The 16,727-nt window shown below is 58.7% G+C and carries 11 protein-coding genes and 2 pseudogenes; 2 read left to right on the forward strand and 11 right to left on the reverse strand.

What is annotated here, in order from left to right; translation table 11 throughout:
• Positions 1 to 37: 37 nt before the first annotated feature.
• The 6 genes and pseudogenes from queC to K307_RS46575 all read right to left on the reverse strand — a co-directional run.
• Positions 38 to 754 (reverse strand): 7-cyano-7-deazaguanine synthase QueC, encoded by a 717-nt coding sequence (queC, locus tag K307_RS25615; RefSeq protein ID WP_042883667.1) that lies wholly within the window; start codon positions 752 to 754, stop codon positions 38 to 40.
• Positions 754 to 1,824 carry a DGQHR domain-containing protein DpdB gene (dbpB, locus tag K307_RS25620; RefSeq protein WP_042883668.1) on the reverse strand — a complete coding sequence of 357 codons (1,071 nt, stop codon included), beginning with the start codon at positions 1,822 to 1,824 and terminating at the stop codon, positions 754 to 756. The genes queC and dbpB (K307_RS25620) overlap by 1 nt, the downstream gene beginning before the upstream one ends.
• Positions 1,821 to 3,116 (reverse strand): tRNA-guanine transglycosylase DpdA, encoded by a 1,296-nt coding sequence (dpdA, locus tag K307_RS25625; protein WP_042883669.1) that lies wholly within the window; start codon positions 3,114 to 3,116, stop codon positions 1,821 to 1,823. Before dpdA ends, dbpB (K307_RS25620) begins: the two co-directional genes overlap by 4 nt.
• Positions 3,113 to 4,243, reverse strand: a complete 1,131-nt coding sequence (gene dbpB / locus K307_RS25630; RefSeq protein WP_042883670.1) for a DGQHR domain-containing protein DpdB — start codon at positions 4,241 to 4,243, stop codon at positions 3,113 to 3,115. Before dbpB (K307_RS25630) ends, dpdA begins: the two co-directional genes overlap by 4 nt.
• Before the next feature lie 12 nt (positions 4,244 to 4,255).
• Positions 4,256 to 4,810, reverse strand: a complete 555-nt coding sequence (locus tag K307_RS48050; RefSeq protein WP_155301282.1) for a hypothetical protein — start codon at positions 4,808 to 4,810, stop codon at positions 4,256 to 4,258.
• 1,139 nt (positions 4,811 to 5,949) lie between these two features.
• A pseudogene (locus K307_RS46575) lies at positions 5,950 to 6,174 on the reverse strand (transposase); the annotation flags it as partial.
• Positions 6,175 to 7,297: 1,123 nt separating this feature from the next.
• On the opposite strand from K307_RS46575, the pseudogene K307_RS49805 reads away from it, so the two are divergent.
• Positions 7,298 to 7,570: pseudogene (locus K307_RS49805) on the forward strand (transposase); the annotation flags it as partial.
• A gap of 421 nt (positions 7,571 to 7,991) precedes the next feature.
• Here K307_RS49805 and K307_RS25645 read toward each other — a convergent pair.
• The 5 genes from K307_RS25645 to K307_RS25670 all read right to left on the reverse strand — a co-directional run bounded on the left by K307_RS25645 (position 7,992) and on the right by K307_RS25670 (position 14,511).
• Positions 7,992 to 8,201: a phage tail assembly chaperone gene (locus K307_RS25645; protein WP_419187178.1), complete on the reverse strand. Its 210-nt coding sequence runs from the start codon at positions 8,199 to 8,201 to the stop codon at positions 7,992 to 7,994.
• 286 nt (positions 8,202 to 8,487) lie between these two features.
• Positions 8,488 to 8,856 (reverse strand): hypothetical protein, encoded by a 369-nt coding sequence (locus K307_RS48600; RefSeq protein ID WP_063771720.1) that lies wholly within the window; start codon positions 8,854 to 8,856, stop codon positions 8,488 to 8,490.
• Positions 8,857 to 9,770: 914 nt separating this feature from the next.
• Positions 9,771 to 11,341, reverse strand: a protein-coding gene (locus K307_RS25655) for an IS3 family transposase (protein WP_155301184.1) whose coding sequence is annotated in 2 segments (ribosomal slippage) — positions 9,771 to 10,912 and positions 10,912 to 11,341 — 1,572 coding nt in all. Because the reading frame shifts where the segments join, the coding sequence is not laid out codon by codon here.
• A gap of 9 nt (positions 11,342 to 11,350) precedes the next feature.
• Entirely contained in the window at positions 11,351 to 11,929 is a 579-nt protein-coding gene (locus K307_RS51175; RefSeq protein ID WP_051975182.1) for a PGN_0703 family putative restriction endonuclease, read from the reverse strand.
• A 353-nt stretch (positions 11,930 to 12,282) separates the two neighbouring features.
• Positions 12,283 to 14,511 carry a hypothetical protein gene (locus K307_RS25670; protein ID WP_155301283.1) on the reverse strand — a complete coding sequence of 743 codons (2,229 nt, stop codon included), beginning with the start codon at positions 14,509 to 14,511 and terminating at the stop codon, positions 12,283 to 12,285.
• A gap of 173 nt (positions 14,512 to 14,684) precedes the next feature.
• On the opposite strand from K307_RS25670, the gene K307_RS25680 reads away from it, so the two are divergent.
• Positions 14,685 to 16,255, forward strand: a protein-coding gene (locus K307_RS25680; RefSeq protein WP_155301284.1) for an IS3 family transposase whose coding sequence is annotated in 2 segments (ribosomal slippage) — positions 14,685 to 15,114 and positions 15,114 to 16,255 — 1,572 coding nt in all. Because the reading frame shifts where the segments join, the coding sequence is not laid out codon by codon here.
• Positions 16,256 to 16,727: the final 472 nt, after the last annotated feature.

The raw sequence follows: 16,727 nt of genomic DNA on the forward strand, positions 1-16,727 counted from the left end.
GTCAATGTGCTGTTGGTGGAGTCGTCACGACGCCTGGTTATCGCGAAGCGGCCTGAAGGTATTCCTCAAATCCCTTGCCGCGCAACTCGCAGGCAGGGCAAGTCCCACATCCGTAGCCCCACGTATGGCTTGTCGAGCGGTTGCCGACATAGCAGGTGTGAGCGTCGTATCGAATAAGATCGACGAACTGGGGCCCTCCCAGTTTTGCCGCCAAGGCCCATGTTTCCGCCTTGGTAAGCCACATGAGCGGCGTTTCGATTAGCAGCGGCCAATCCATGCCAAGGCTGAGCGCGACCTGGAGAGACTTCAGCGTGTTTTCACGGCAGTCGGGATAGCCGGAATAGTCGGTCTCGCACATCCCTCCAACCAATACGGGCAGATTTCGCCGATAGGCGAGCGCAGCCGCGAAATTGAAGAAGATCAGATTGCGGCCGGGAACGAAGGTGTTCGGCAGACCGGAGGCGTTGAACTCAATCTGCTTTTCACTCGTCAGGGCGGTGTCACTCACGGAGCCGAGAACGCCAAGGTCCAGCATATGGTCCTCGCCAAGCCTCCCCGCCCAGTTTGGAAATGCAGACTTGATCTTCCGGAGAATCGTCTGTCTGCATTCCAATTCCACGCTGTGGCGCTGTCCGTAGTCGAATCCGATCGTCTCGACATGCTTGTACCGCTGGAGGGCCCACGCCAGACACGTCGTAGAGTCTTGACCACCAGAAAAGAGAACCAGTGCTCGCTGATGCATAGTTTCACCCATTAGGCAATGCGACGGGGTTTACGGAGAAGGCGCTTGAGTGTGCGGGTCAGGTAGTTGGCAAGCAGATCGATATCCGATGGCGTATTCTGGATGCCATTCCATGGACGAACATCGTTCTGCGACAACTCCCAGGTACCGCTGGTCCAGGCAGTGTACGGCTTCAGCAGTTCAAGTCCTCGCGCGAACTCGTCTTTCAGTCTCGCGCCTTCCATCGAATAGAGTAGTTCCATGACGAACCCCATTGCGACGATGCCGGCCCCATGGCGGAGCCGTGACGTTCTTGGCACCATGCCTACCCACTCGGGCCCGAACACCTCCACGACCGCTGCGAAAAACTCGTCGATCAGGGAGATGGACAGTTCCTCAAAGTCCTCCTCCTTGATGAAGTCGCGGATGGCGCCGTCCGAGGTCGAATTCATGACCAGGCGCTGCATGGCCGTGTCGCTGATTACACCTTGCGGGTTGGTATGCTGGCGAATCTCGCCGAACAGCGACGAGCCCCGCTGATAGTTCAGGCGGTCGACGATGCGGGCAGAGAACTTTCGCGATGTGAACCGGTCGGGAAGTCCTTCGACATTGGGCAGAAGTTCGTAGATCAGCGTTTTGGGTAATGGCCGCGTGTTGTTGATCAGGACGAACTGCTGCCGAAGTTCGTTGTAATCCTTGCAAACCAGTGCCGACACGAACACCTGGAAGCCCGGCTTCTTGATGCCGGCGAGCGCAGTGAGACGCTGCTGGCCATCCACTACAAAGCCTGGCTTACCTGACCCCGTGTTGATCTTTACGCTGACCAGGCCGTCGCCGAGCTCCTTTACCTGCACACCGTCGATGAAGGCAACGATGACTGCGTTGGGCAGCAGCGCATCATCGCGGTTCAGGTAGTCCCGGATTTCCTTGATATGAGAGGCGACCTGATGCCGTTGGAATCCTTTCAGGTGGCCGTCTTCGGTACGCCCGATCCGCTCGATTTCGGAGAACGCCAGAACCTGTTCGGGAGTCGCTGCAAAGGAAAAGACGTCATGGCCCTTGGCTTGCTGCGCCCGAATGGCCTTGAATCGGAAAGTGCTCACTGGCGCTCCTCGAGAATGTTCTGTACGTGCTTGTGATAGACGCCGAGGTTGTGAAACCCACGGCGTTTGTTGCGATTACTTGCTCGAAATATGATGACTTCCACGCCGACGTCACGGCAGATCGGACACCCGCATTGCTTCCACGGCTTGGCTTCGAGAGTCCTCGCCATCAGGTCTCTTTGCTTCTTGAGTTCCCGTTCGCGCTGCTCCTCCGACATGGCCTCTCCTTGAGTCAGGAAGCGCTGATAGTCGGTGAGGGCATCCAGCGCCGTCGCGAGCGGCATTCGTCGCTTGTCGAAGGCACGTATGGCCTCCAGGGCATGCTGCTCGCGCCTGAGAAGATCCTCAGCGCTGAAAATGCCCCGCTTGATGCCCTGCATCAGCCTGGGGTTCTCGATCGCCTGTGGAATGCGGATGGCGGCGTAGTAGTCCAGCGTGCCATCTCCATTACTGCTGTAGTAATTTGCCTTCGCATCCTTGAAGGCGCGAATCAGCGGCGACGTTGAATCAAAGCTCGTGATGCCGTAGCCGGTGAACTCCTGGATCTTGTCGGCTTTCGCAAATCCGAGCAAATGAATGTCGGTCCCCGGCTTGATGGCCTTGCGAATCGCTTGCAGTACCTGGTGGATGACGTCGACCTTCAATGGAACCAGGCCTCCCACAGCTAGGTAGCGGTAGCCCATCTTTTCCAATGCCACGGCCGCCTCCGCCATACTTTCTGGCGACCAACCTTGGATCGGCCCCAGAGGCTCGAATGGCCACCCTTCCGCTTCCGTCAATCGAAGGAACTCTTCGGCGTTCGAGAGGGTAATGTCAAAGCGGTCCGTGACATCACGGGGTTGCTCTGCACGTGGCGGATTGCTTGTGTCGCAGGCGAAGATAATGTGGTCGGGGGCGCATCCGTGCGTGAACGCGGCGTCCGAATAAAACTCCACCACTTCCGCCGGGGAGTATGCTGGCTTAGGGTGCTCCACGTATGCAAATGCGCCGCAGTCACCCATCAGCATCTTGTCCTTATGCTTCGGGCCGCCAAAGCGCAGAAATTTCCGAGCACCGTCACGGAGCATTCGCTGCTCCTCAGCGGTCGAGTATCTCACTTTGGAATTGGCAACGCCTTCCGCTTGCCGGACCGCACTCATGGAGACAAGAAGCCCATCATAAGGCGCAGGTTCCATGAGCTCATGCGCGTAGCAATCATCCCAATAGCGCCTCCGGCCGGATGCATTTCGGTCTTGCTGGAAGTCATACATCGGATCGACGTAGTCCTGCGTGTCGGAGTACAAGAACTTCATTTCTTTACTTGGTTGGCATAGGCGCGCACCAGCGCATCCTGCAATCTCTTGATGTCTCGTGGAGTATTCTGGATTTCATTCCATCCCACTCCCAGCGATTCCCAATGGCCTTTGGTCCAGGCGCAGCGGGGGGCGACACTTTCCAACTCGCCGCGAACCGTCTTGTAGTCTTCGCTAACCCCGGAAAGCTTTGCGTAGATGCGGTCCATGAGCACGCCCATTGCCTCGATACCGGCGGAATGCATCAAGCGACTCTGACGTGGATCGCAACCCCATGCATCCGGAAAGACGTCGCGCACTGCTGACCAGAACGTCAGCAGAACGCGATACATTGCCTCGACATCCGCCGCCTCATTCGCGCGCGCTGCCTTATACGCTGCCAAGGCACCAAGCGGATTGTTGAGGCTATTGCGTATCATCGTAATGACGGCCGTATCCGTGATCACCGCTGTGGAGACCGAGCGATCCGTCATTCTCTTGATGAGGCGGTGAAACGGGGAGTGGGGGTCCCGATTCAGCAGGCTGCATAGTTCCGATGGCACGCGCCGCGCGTTGAGTTCGCGCGGGAGAAGTATTCCAGAAGTTTCGGGCAGCAACTCGTTGATCAATCGAGTCGGTAGCGGCTTCGCTTTATTGACCAGAATGAATTGCTCGCGCTGTATATCGATACTGTCGGACACGAACCCAATCACAGGTACTGGAATTGCCGAGTTTCTGGCCTGGGCCAATGCAAGAGATCGTTGCTGCCCATCCACGATCCATGCAACGCGGGCTCCTTCCTCGAACACCGGGATGGTCAGCGTCCCCGCCTGCGAAATGCCCATGTCACCAGTTGGCTTGGAGCCACGCGCAGCTACGAACCGCACGTCTGGCGACATGGCCAGGATGATGGCGTTTGGAAACAGCACGTTTCCCTGGTTGAGGTACTCGACGATGCCTTTTACGTGACTACGGATCTCGGGCCTCTGGAACCCCTTCAGGGTATCCTTGGCGTCGCGCTCGATGCGGCTGATATCAGCCAGTTTCGTGATGTCTGCTCCGCCAATGAAGAACGCGTACACGTCCACGCCACCACCCTGAGTTGTGTGGAGCGCGCGAACGACGATCTCTTTGGTGTTTGTGGTCACTGCGTTATCGCCTCACGAAGCGAACTCCTGGCACAGGCCATGCCAGATCCGACGGAACCGACCCTGCTCGCAAGCAACCTGTGCCTCGTCCCTCAGAAATCGCAGCAATTGCGTGGAACTGCCGCCGAAGTCTTCCCAATTTCTGCGTAGTAATTGAGCTATTTCCTCGTCTCCCAGTTTGGCTCGACGAGGAATCTGGGGGGCTACCAGGCCCGACAAGGCCGATGTCACTGCTGAGAACCCCTTCTCCAGCGAAAGGCGATGACCATGCAGTTCTTCGATGAAATGTCGAAGCGCGCGCTGCGGAAAATCTGCTCGCGTCCCAGGGAATGCGGTGGCTTCAAGCCGATCATCATAGGGCATGACGCAGCGCCTGAGGTGTTCCGGAACAGCAATGCGTCCTCTCTCGGAAGTGAAGATTCTCAGCTTCTCGGCGCAATCTTCCGCGCAGCCTTGCAAATCGCCCGAGACCATTTCGAGGTAACCGCTGGGCAACGCCAGGAGGACGGCCTTGGTAGTTTGGTCGGAGACAAGCCGCGCTATTGCAGGACCTGCGTTGAGTTCCATCCACCAATCCGCAGGCGTCGATTTGAGATTCGCAAGCGCGGGTGCGATCGAACCGACCCCGGGCGACACTGTAAGGTCATAGAGGGGAACTTCCGCACTTGCGTGCGTGAGCCCCAGGCCGGCAGAAACGAAAGCGAGGCGGGCACCTAGCAAATTGGCGGTCGCGCGGGCGTCGACAACAGATCTGCCTAGGTAGAGATCGGACGCGAGCTGATGGTTGGCGGACCGTGAGAGCTCTTTCTTCCACAGGCAAGCGAGGTCAGCTACGGACCTGACTTCAGAGAAGGAGGCATCACGTAAGCTAGCCGAAGAGCCTGAAGTCATCCGGCCGCGCTTCCTACTGGTGCAGTTTGTGAGCACAAGTACATCCATGGCAGCGTGTCTTTGCGGCGCTGGAGTGTCTGGAGCGCGTGCAGTAATTTGAGTTGCCACAATTCTACACGTTGCAGTTATCCGACTCAAATGCAAATCATGGGCAGCAGTAAACCATCAAAGTCTGGTTGCGAGTTCACACATGAAGCCTCGCGACGCCCTCCGACACCGAAGTCGGATTGTTGAAAAAGTTGCGTATGAGCCACTTATCTGGGGCTGCCAGATAGAACTGTAGAGCGATGCCGTTTCGCCGGTGTTGCAGCGAACGCGGACGCAAAGTCAATGAAGCTCCAGGGGTGATAGGTGTGTGGTCTTGCCGTCATGTCCTATGGAGGCCGGGGCGCAATATGGCGTCCCACTAGCAACCCCTGGACTGATAACCCAGTAGACCCCATGCATGCGACATGCAGATGCGAAGTACATCCGCAAGCCGAGGCTATGGCCTTTCGTCGCTATACTCGAACCGATTTTCCTTGTGGACTCACAACAGGCAAGCGAGGTGGCAGTCCGGGAAGTGGAGCGACAATGGTAGCGTCGGAATGCTATCTACTACTGGGGGAGTGCTTGCGCATGGGGCACCAGTGTGCGCTGTAGCTTGCGATTCCGGAGGCAGCATCAAATGACAACGCGCTATATCGATATGGCGAGAATAAGCTGCTGAGTGCGTGCGCCCGCCACCTCGCCCAGCGTCGCGGGCAACGCCACGATCTGCTCCAGTATGGGCACGCTCTTTCGCTTGTCGTTGCGCGCCTGGCTCACATGCCGGGTGACACGTAGCGAAAGGCCACCGAGTCGTATGTCGCGCGTTGGATCTTGCGGTTGGAGTGCACGCCGTTGGCATAGCCGTAGATCAGCAGGCCCACAACACTGCCGGATGGTGCGCCGGCCCGCATATTGGCGCGTCAGTTCGCTCAGATCAAGTTGCTTGATGCCTTCGACCACGAAGCGCGCAAGGTGATCGCCCGGTTACCATTCGTCCACGGTGGCAGCAGGTACGCTGAGTCTCAGTCAACGGGAACGAAGCGGCTCAAGTAGTCTTTCGGATGTGCTGTCACGATTATCTGGGAGGGCATTATCGATTAGAAGGCTGGAAAGCCAGGCAGGCTCCAAGCTCGGTAGTACGGACTTCGAACACTCGCGGCCTAGGTTCCGATAGGCAGACTATCGATATATCTGCTGGTCCCCATTCCCGCTGGAGTTTTACTGTTGCTTGGGCTAGCTCTTCGCATCCTCCTGGCAGAACCAGGATAGCCCGGTTGTATCGTTGCAGTAGTTGCGCAAGACGAGCCAGATAGCTTCCAACAATGTAGCTGTCACGCCTCGGCCCTGCCGCCTTAATCTCCACGGCAATTGTGCAATCACCTTGCTTGAACAAGAGATCAGGAAAGAGCGGCTTCCGTGGGACTGGTAGTTCGACTCGACCCTTCTTGGCTAGCCCTAGCAACTCCGGCTTTCGCCGGATCTGGGAAACCGCCATATGCTCGAAGTCTGCTATGCGCTTAGCAGTTCCAAACTTGCGCGCTGTATCTCCCGTTGAGGGCATTACTCTTTCGCGCTGAGCCCGTACCTTGTCGTGGGTTAGGATGCCAGAAAGAACATCCGCAACTACCTTATCGGCGAGCTTGGCGGAGTGCTCATGCAACTTCATGAACTCCATAACGGCAGTCGAACCCGCCAAGACTTTCCTTCGTCGCAACATCGCAGGATACACGCGCAAGAGAAAGCGGTATAGCGACTCAAACCTTCGTGCTGTCCGGGAAGCGAGCCCAACATCCTTGAGTCCTACTTCCGTCGCTGCGTAGTCTCTGCTGCCAGCAATGCCTTCATCGATAAGCTGCGCGACCTTCTTACCCTGGCTCAATCATCGTGGCCAACGTGGATTCTCATCATCCATGGCGACGGGGCGTACCATGAATAGCTCCTGACCTGAATTGAGGAAAAAATACTCCAAATGTAGTGTATGGCAAGAGCCTTGAATCTCTAAGCGATATCAGCACTTAGAGCGGCTAGCAAAACCATGTCATCAAACGGCGCCTGATGGGCGTTAGCGATGGCATGGCGTGAAAGAAGATCAACAACGAATTCTGGAAGGCATTGCAGCCGCTTCTGCCGACGATGGAGCCTTCGCCAAAAGGTGGCCGACCCAGAGTGGACGACCGAGCAGCGCTGAACGGCATTTTGTTTGTATTGAAGACCCGGGATTCCGTGGGAGGCTTCGGCAGCGGCATCACTTGCTGGCGTCGTCTGCGTGACTGGCAGGCCAGCGGAGTCTGGGAGCGCCTGCACCTGGCAATGCTGACCCGCCTGCGCGAGCATGACCAGATCGATTGGAGCCGGGCAAGCATCCGATGGCGCAGCAGTGGCCAGCCCCCCGGGGGCCAGCAGACCGAGATGACCCACTATTGGATGGTCCCAAAAGAATGGATCGTAGAAAGCATTGGCGATGTCGCAAAGCGGGGCGTCAAGCCAACTTATCCGCGCGAAGGCTGGCGAAGCTACAGCGGATAAGGTCCCCCCGTTGCCCAAATTGCACGAGAGATGAAGACCAGCAGGCGGACCGTGATGCGGGTCCGGGAAGGAGTGACAGTTTCCTCGGAGACGTAGTGCCCTCTGAAAACGACAAAGCAGCCACAGTGCTCCATCAAAAGGAACCAGGCTGCGTCAATCGGACCCGGGATCACAAGACAAGCAGCCAGGGCAAGATAGTATCTCGCCCCATGATGGGGCGGGTTCGCAACTCATGCACTGGCCTGTACCACTGAGCAAATCATTTACCCGTCAAGTCTTGACGGCTTTCAGCACATATTGGTCAGCGCATTCTGGCGACGGCGCTGAGGAAAGCACCGCCCCTGACCGTAATGCAGGGACGCTGGTGACCAGATGCGGACTCCTCTAGGCTAACGAGCTGGTGTTCTAGTAGGGCGTCCAGGGCAGCGCGATCCAGTTCGGCGTGATTTGGGGTGTCCTTGACCAATATTAGTGTGGCCACTTCGTGAGGAGTCAGCATCCATGTCTCCATGTTTTTATGTAAGGTCTGCTGGAAGCGTCATCTGCCGTGGCCGCAGCGCCGCTCCGCTTGCCGCAGAACTTACGACCATCGCCGGGGCCGCAGCCACACCTACCGCGAACGCCCGGGAAAATCAATTCAATACTGCGGGGCACGCATTATCAATGCATGCCATGAATATTTCATGACAGTGTTTACCAGCAGGCCGCACAACCTTGCTGGCGCGAGAAGGTGTCGTTGCGGCAGGGTGATGGGACGCGAAGCTGAAGGCAGAAGCCTGACGTGAAATGCGGTGGACTTATTCTTTTCCGCTAGGCGGGAACGCGCCGTCCCACGGATCATCCTTATACAGAAGCTGATACTCAGCCGGGTAAAGATCGCGAATCGGCGGCGGATATTGGAACGCCAGGACGGCTTCCAGCTTGTCTTCAGCGTTGATTCGGAATACTTCGATGAGAACCTTGTGCCTGGTGGTATCGATGCCGCCGACGTGGTAGTAGCGTGTGCCATTCCACACGAAAACGCCGCCGTCGAACGGTGGTTCAACCCCTAACCAGCGGGCATGGCTCGCCCGGCGAAGGTCCAGAGCCTGTTCAAGGTAGTCCCCGTTGCCCGATGGTAGGCGCTGACATTGCTGGACCAAGTCGTCAGGAAGGAAGACGCCCATGCTAGTGGGAAGCAGACTGATGTGTCAGGAACGGTATTGTCCTACACCGACTTGCGGCAACAAGGGAAGCGCGAAGCCACAACAGGATGATGACCAAATGGCGGATTGACCACTGGGGTCGAAGGCATAAACAGGAAGACGTGGGCTTCGATTGATCTACCAAAGAGAGAACACCATGCCACTGTCTAATAGCGGTATGCCAGTTGCCCAGATCGCACCAGACATCAAGACCAGCAGAGTAACGCGGGTGCATGAAGCGGGGCGGCACCTTCAGCCATCGCGAGTTAGCGCCGCTGGAAGCGGGAGGCAAGAAACGGGCGCGACGAGCGTCCGCTGTTGGGAAGGTGAGCTATCGACACCCCGCTTGAAGCCGGTATGGTAGTCAAAGTGCTAAACGCACGTACCCCGCGCACGGAGTTTCTCGTCGGCCAGACGGTGCAAATTGTCGCCTACGGCAAGCGGACTGGCGTGTATGCCGTGCTGTTTGATGGCGAACTGGAATATTGCAACCGTGTCCTGCCGCTTCATTCTGCCAGCCTAGGCGACGAGTATTACTACCAAAGTTTGCCGTTGTGCATCATTGATGCCGTTTTTTCGATAAATGTGAAGTATCAAAGCACGCAAAACGTTGTTTCGAGGTACTGCCAGCATTTCGGCCTGCGTAAATTTCGACGTGACCGCACGTCAATCCCATCCCGCGAGGAGCAAGAGTCTGTAAGCGCCCTTTGCGAACGCTACATTGAGCGTGGCTTCGGGGTTATGACCGAAGAGATATTAGACAACCGTCAACGGACGTCGGCGGTCAACGGAATAACCAAGGTTGAGGCGGTTCTGGAATTTGCCGCTACCCTGAAGAAATATGGGATTGAGTACTTTCAAGACATCGGCGCGCGTCAAGGTAGATGTCGCCTCATTCATGCAGCCAAACGCTGTTTTTCGGCGCCTGGCTTGATACCGGTGGGCACGGCAATCTCGCGCTCCGGATTGAGCGTGACCGTGTCGATTGGCGACCAGTCTCGCGTGTCGCATGTCCAGCGACGCGGGTTGCGCTCACGGGCCTGAACATACAGCGCGTGGCGCGCGGCCAGAATCTTGTCGTCTTGTCCGGCGTGGCGCTGTGCCGGGCTCACGTAGCGGATGCCGCTGTGCCGATGCTCATGGTTGTACCAGTGGACGAAGTGCGCCGCCCAGGTGCGCGCCGCGGCCAGATCGGCAAAGCCCGTGGACGGGAACTCGGGTCTGTACTTGGCCGTGCGGAACAGGCTCTCCACAAAGGCGTTATCGTCGCTCACGCGTGGGCGCGAATACGAGGGCTTGACGCCCAGCCAGTGCAACATCGCCAGCACCGTGGTGGCCTTGAGCGTAGCACCATTGTCCCCGTGCAGCACCGGCTTGGTCGCCATGGCGTGAATACCCTCGGCCAGCGCCGTGCGCTTGACCAGATGCGCCGCGTGGTTGGCGTCGTCCCGATCGTGGACCTCGAAGCCCACGATCTTGCGGCTGTATACGTCCAGGATGAGGTACAGATAAAACCAGCGCCCAGCGACCTCGGCCGGCAGGTAGGTCATGTCCCAGCACCACAGTTGGCGCGGCCCCGTTGCCACGTGCGTGGTGGGCGGACGGCTTTGGCGCGGCGCCTTGGCACGCCCCCGATGCCGGGTCTGCCCATGGGCGCGCAGCACCCGACCGAAGCTCGATTCGCTGGCCAGGTAGACACCCTCATCGGCCAGCATGGGCACGATGCGCGCCGGCGGCATGTCGGCGAAGCGCGGCTCGTTGGCAACGGCCAGAATGCGTTCGCGCTCCTCGATGCTCAGCGCATGCGCGGGCGTGGGCCGCTCGGCCCCGGGGCGGCGGTCGCCGACCACCAAGCCATCGTGGGCCTTCCAGCGTTGCAGCGTGCGCACGGTTATGCCAGCTACCTCGCAGGCCAGGCGCAGGCGAGCACCGCCTGCGTGAGCGGTTTCGATATGGCGGACCATCGTTTGGCGATCTTCCAGGCCGATCATGCGTCCTCGTCCTTGTCCTTCGGGAAGATCCCCTCGAGCTTTTTTGAGAGTATCAACAGGGCGGCAGCTTCGGCCAGGGCCTTCTCCTTGCGGCGCAGCTCGCGCTCGAGTTCCTTGATACGGCGCCGATCGGCCTTTGTCTCACTATGGGTGGCGCGCGCATCCTCGGGCTCAGCCAGCGCCTGCGTGGCCGCAGTGCGCCACTGCTCCAACTCCTGCGGATACACACCGTTCTCACGGCACCAGGCGTTCTTGCTGGCCTCGTCCAACGCAGCCGTCGCCAGCACCGCCTCAAACCTGGCCGCCGCTGTCCATGCCCGCTCGCGAGCGGGCATGGACATAGCGTCCGCACGCCAGCGCTCCAGCGTGGCCACTGCCACACCCAATTCCCTTGAAACCACTTCCACCGCCGCACTCTCCGGCGGTAACAACCGTGCTACCGCCCGGTCCTTGAATTCTTGTCCGTAACGAGCCACTTCTATCTCTTATCGCCCCCAGGGTTCAAATTCTATCGGGGCGACATCTATTCTGCCGCGGGGGGCTACCTCTTCCCAGCGGCCGCGGCCCCCCTCGAAGTAAGCGGGGCGGAATGCGTCTCCCGGACCAACTTCTTTGGGGCTAAGCCATTCGGTGAACTTGCTCTCGACACCGACCACCTGGTCACCTGGCATGGACAAGATGACATCCAAATTGGCGCAGCGCTCCAGTCCAGTCGGCACTTGGGCTTCGAAGGCGATCGAGCTTGGCTTTCCGTGGATACCCATCGCGTGTCCGAGATCAACGAGGCCCCCTTCAGGCCAATTGTCGAACAAATTTGACGCAAGCGCTGCTGAGGAGCGCAAAGCCCGTATCTTGGCAGGGATGAGTTTTCCGCTTCGACTCCTGCGATCTGACAACTCCCCGCCGCCTCCTGACCTGAACGCAGCCAGCGCGGGAGCTGACAGGGGCCTCCACAGGTTCAACTCAAGGCTGCGCACGTAGTCAGCGTAGCCATCGTCAAGCCCGACACCATGCGCCGCGGCCCACTCACGCTGGGCATCGCAAATCGCTTTCAGTCCGCTCATCCGTCGTCCCCGCTTCGCCTAGCATTGTACAAACAGTGTCCTTTCCGGCCGTCGCCAATGAAATCGGCCATGCGGATGAGGTCGGACGGCCAAATTCGGTCGTCCGACTAGGTGGCGGTTGACCGAAACGGACTTGAACGGCCGACCGAAAGCAGGCGAACGTCGCATCCTGGCCATTTTCAGCCAATCGCCCATCATCGCACCAACGGCTGAAGTTCGGTTCTGGACAACCGTTCGGCAGTTTGGACGCATGGCGCTGAATGTCCCAAATGGCTTGCCCAATGGAGGGGGCGGCTGAAGAGCGAAGTTCGACCGGGGAAGACGAACAGCGCTTCCGACCCTCTCGTACCGATTCAATACGACCAAACCGCCTCAGACTCGATTACATCCACAAAGCGAGCCGCAGAAAATGACTGCGGGTATAGCGAAGCCGCCTCATCCACAACATGATCAGCCTCATCCAGATTCACACCATCCTGTATTGCCTTCAGTATCCCGTCTGGGTCAGATAGAAGGTGACAATCGTTCCGTAGAGCAATGATGACCTCCTCCAGCGATATCTTGAGAAAGCCGCTGAACCGTTCATGATCGAGTTCGATGGAAGTATCGACGATCCAACCCGTCATGGATGGGACTGTTCCCGGCGGCAATCCCAGATCGGCACACAATCCCGCATCCATGGTCAATGCCTGCATCAGCGCCGTAGTTTTGCGCTGCAACTGTTTGCCAGCCTTTCGCAGGGTAGTACTGGCATGCAGCCAAGCCTCCCACTGGGTTTTGCGGAGGTAGGAGGATTTGACCTCAATGACAAGCACGATCCCGTCCATTGCGCAAATCAGATCGACCTCACCGGCGTCGCCGTAGGTGTCTCGATCGGGCACCCATCCCACCTTAACTTGGAAGCCACGTTGCGCAAATAGCGCCCCTAATCGGTGCTCAATGCGTGTGGTTTCCTCTTTTACCTCCGAGCGCTTAGAATCAACCCGGCGCAGATTATTGATCGCCGCGGAGCGATTGTTCTGGAGGCCAGTGAGCCAAGGCAACTGAACGATAAGCTCGCCCATCTTGAGGAAAGGGCGCTCCAGCAGGTTCGGCTCCTTGCCGTCACTGTGGTTACGCAGACGGCTAGATAATGCTGACCAGTCACTGGTCCAGAAATCCAGCACCGCTGCCGCCATCACTGGGTCACCATGAGGCTGAGCATCACTTACGACCCAGCCACAAATGGCGTTGATCTTGTCCATGCGAGTCGTAAAAGTCAGTGGCAGCCGATTCTGCATGCCGTCAATCAACCCACGCATGAACAACGTGCGCAAAGCCACCAGGCAGTCGCCGGTTTGCTTCAGCAGTTCGCCGAAGGGGCAAAGAAACTCGCGTTGGTAAAAGAAGGAGCTTAGCTCCAACGCCAGCAGGGCGTTGAATAATGGCACACGCGTGCCGGTAGCCAGCAGCACTCGGTCGTCGATGCCATATACCTCATCCAGGAGCAAACGATTGCTCACTGCCCGGATGAGTGCCATTTCGTTCAGTTCATGATTCTCTGGCCGGCCAATGATTTTCCCCGCAAAGGGGGATCTGAAAAATTCCTGCATCCCACGACATAGCCAATAGCCATGAAGCTTAGCCAGCTTTTCACCATCACGATGCCACTTGTCTCTGACGGCAGGATCGGTTTGCTCGATTTCTAGAACCTTACCGTTACGGACAAAGAGAATGCTATCGTCGTAACAGTACGCATCGACAGAACGAGAGTTAATGGCATTGAGTTCCAGTTGAGCGGCGAGAAGTTCCTCAAAGGCCTCGTATAAGTCATGTCGAGCCGGCTGACCTTGGGAGCTTGGAAAAATCAGCGGAGAAAGATGTGTCGCCAAAGAACGCCTGGCCTTGTCGATGTTGAGCTTAATACCCGACTCGGGTACCGAAGCAATCTTCCAGATCAATAGATCGTTGATCGCCTCCCAATATTCTTCCATCTCAGGATGATGGTTACTGCCCGGCAATGGTACCAACTCTGCGTAGGCGAACAGGCTTCCGTATAACAAAAGCTCAAATGGACTTAGCTCGGCCAACCGGGTTTTGCAACGTTCCAGTTCGTCAGTTTTGGCTTGGCAGGCTTCAGAAAGGATGGAGATGATCTCGCATTGCTCAGCGACTACCGAGCATGACATTCCTACTGATTGTAGTTCAGAAAATCGATCGGGATGCGAGGACAGCCCCACCCGAGATCGCCGAATGGCCCAGAGTAAGGCGTCTGGCGCAGTCCGAGCTATTACAATCAGCAAATCAAGGCGCGAAATGCGGCTTTGCTTCAAATAGCGCACGATTGCCAATCGGCCAATCTCGCTCCCCCAGCCATCAGGTGAAATCAGCATCAAGAAACTACTCGACCAGAAGGCTTCGTCATGCTCTCCAAGAGGTAGTTTTTTCTTGTTGCGCACTACCGGCTTTTGATCGACGTAGCGTTCAGTGGTCATCAGAGCGGCGGCAGAGCTGCCCATGCCTTTAGCCAGCAACGTCTGAAATCGTTGCTCATAAGGATTTACCATCTGAGTTTGTAGTGCCGAACTGGAATTATTTGGCATTAGCTCTAAAGGAAGTTCATGATGGCTGCATTTCCCCCAAGTTTACCAAACGCCCTGATGACTGAATGCCGATGGAATGGCTAGATAGCTAGATGGCTGCGTTCAAGGCCCCCCGCGGCAGAATAGATGTCGCCCCGATAGAATTTGAACCCTGGGGGCGATAAGAGATAGAAGTGGCTCGTTACGGACAAGAATTCAAGGACCGGGCGGTAGCACGGTTGTTACCGCCGGAGAGTGCGGCGGTGGAAGTGGTTTCAAGGGAATTGGGTGTGGCAGTGGCCACGCTGGAGCGCTGGCGTGCGGACGCTATGTCCATGCCCGCTCGCGAGCGGGCATGGACAGCGGCGGCCAGGTTTGAGGCGGTGCTGGCGACGGCTGCGTTGGACGAGGCCAGCAAGAACGCCTGGTGCCGTGAGAACGGTGTGTATCCGCAGGAGTTGGAGCAGTGGCGCACTGCGGCCACGCAGGCGCTGGCTGAGCCCGAGGATGCGCGCGCCACCCATAGTGAGACAAAGGCCGATCGGCGCCGTATCAAGGAACTCGAGCGCGAGCTGCGCCGCAAGGAGAAGGCCCTGGCCGAAGCTGCCGCCCTGTTGATACTCTCAAAAAAGCTCGAGGGGATCTTCCCGAAGGACAAGGACGAGGACGCATGATCGGCCTGGAAGATCGCCAAACGATGGTCCGCCATATCGAAACCGCTCACGCAGGCGGTGCTCGCCTGCGCCTGGCCTGCGAGGTAGCTGGCATAACCGTGCGCACGCTGCAACGCTGGAAGGCCCACGATGGCTTGGTGGTCGGCGACCGCCGCCCCGGGGCCGAGCGGCCCACGCCCGCGCATGCGCTGAGCATCGAGGAGCGCGAACGCATTCTGGCCGTTGCCAACGAGCCGCGCTTCGCCGACATGCCGCCGGCGCGCATCGTGCCCATGCTGGCCGATGAGGGTGTCTACCTGGCCAGCGAATCGAGCTTCGGTCGGGTGCTGCGCGCCCATGGGCAGACCCGGCATCGGGGGCGTGCCAAGGCGCCGCGCCAAAGCCGTCCGCCCACCACGCACGTGGCAACGGGGCCGCGCCAACTGTGGTGCTGGGACATGACCTACCTGCCGGCCGAGGTCGCTGGGCGCTGGTTTTATCTGTACCTCATCCTGGACGTATACAGCCGCAAGATCGTGGGCTTCGAGGTCCACGATCGGGACGACGCCAACCACGCGGCGCATCTGGTCAAGCGCACGGCGCTGGCCGAGGGTATTCACGCCATGGCGACCAAGCCGGTGCTGCACGGGGACAATGGTGCTACGCTCAAGGCCACCACGGTGCTGGCGATGTTGCACTGGCTGGGCGTCAAGCCCTCGTATTCGCGCCCACGCGTGAGCGACGATAACGCCTTTGTGGAGAGCCTGTTCGGCACGGCCAAGTACAGACCCGAGTTCCCGTCCACGGGCTTTGCCGATCTGGCCGCGGCGCGCACCTGGGCGGCGCACTTCGTCCACTGGTACAACCATGAGCATCGGCACAGCGGCATCCGCTACGTGAGCCCGGCACAGCGCCACGCCGGACAAGACGACAAGATTCTGGCCGCGCGCCACGCGCTGTATGTTCAGGCCCGTGAGCGCAACCCGCGTCGCTGGACATGCGACACGCGAGACTGGTCGCCAATCGACACGGTCACGCTCAATCCGGAGCGCGAGATTGCCGTGCCCACCGGTATCAAGCCAGGCGCCGAAAAACAGCGTTTGGCTGCATGAATGAGGCGACATCTACCTTGACGCGCGCCGCACCGCTGATGGCACGTACACGTTCTCCCCCAGTCCCACGGCCGCACTGCCGGAAGGGCGAGCCAATGCTGGTCCAGGTGCCTGCGGCGTACCATGGAGGCATCCGGTCCGAGCCGCATTGCCGCCCAGCGATCCGGATGGCGAGGCGCTTGGACGGACGTCTGGCGGCGGCGCAAGCCGGCACAGATGAAGGTCGACTACCATGAAGGATGAGGAGCGGAGGCCCCCATGGAGCCGAGCCCGAAGACGCCGGCGCGACGACGGGCCGTTAGCCGAAGAGCAGCTTGCGGAACTGGAAGGTGGCACATGCCAAGATGCAGAAGGGGGGAGGCTGCTCTGGAGCAAGTCGCTACTGCAAGTCACTACTTCCCTAGCAGCTTCGTCCAGGCTGCTTCGCGCCGATCCGCCCCACCTAGGAGCCGAGCGCGCCCGCGCCGCGCGC

Source organism: Cupriavidus necator A5-1, assembly GCF_000744095.1.
Classification (GTDB): domain Bacteria; phylum Pseudomonadota; class Gammaproteobacteria; order Burkholderiales; family Burkholderiaceae; genus Cupriavidus; species Cupriavidus necator_A.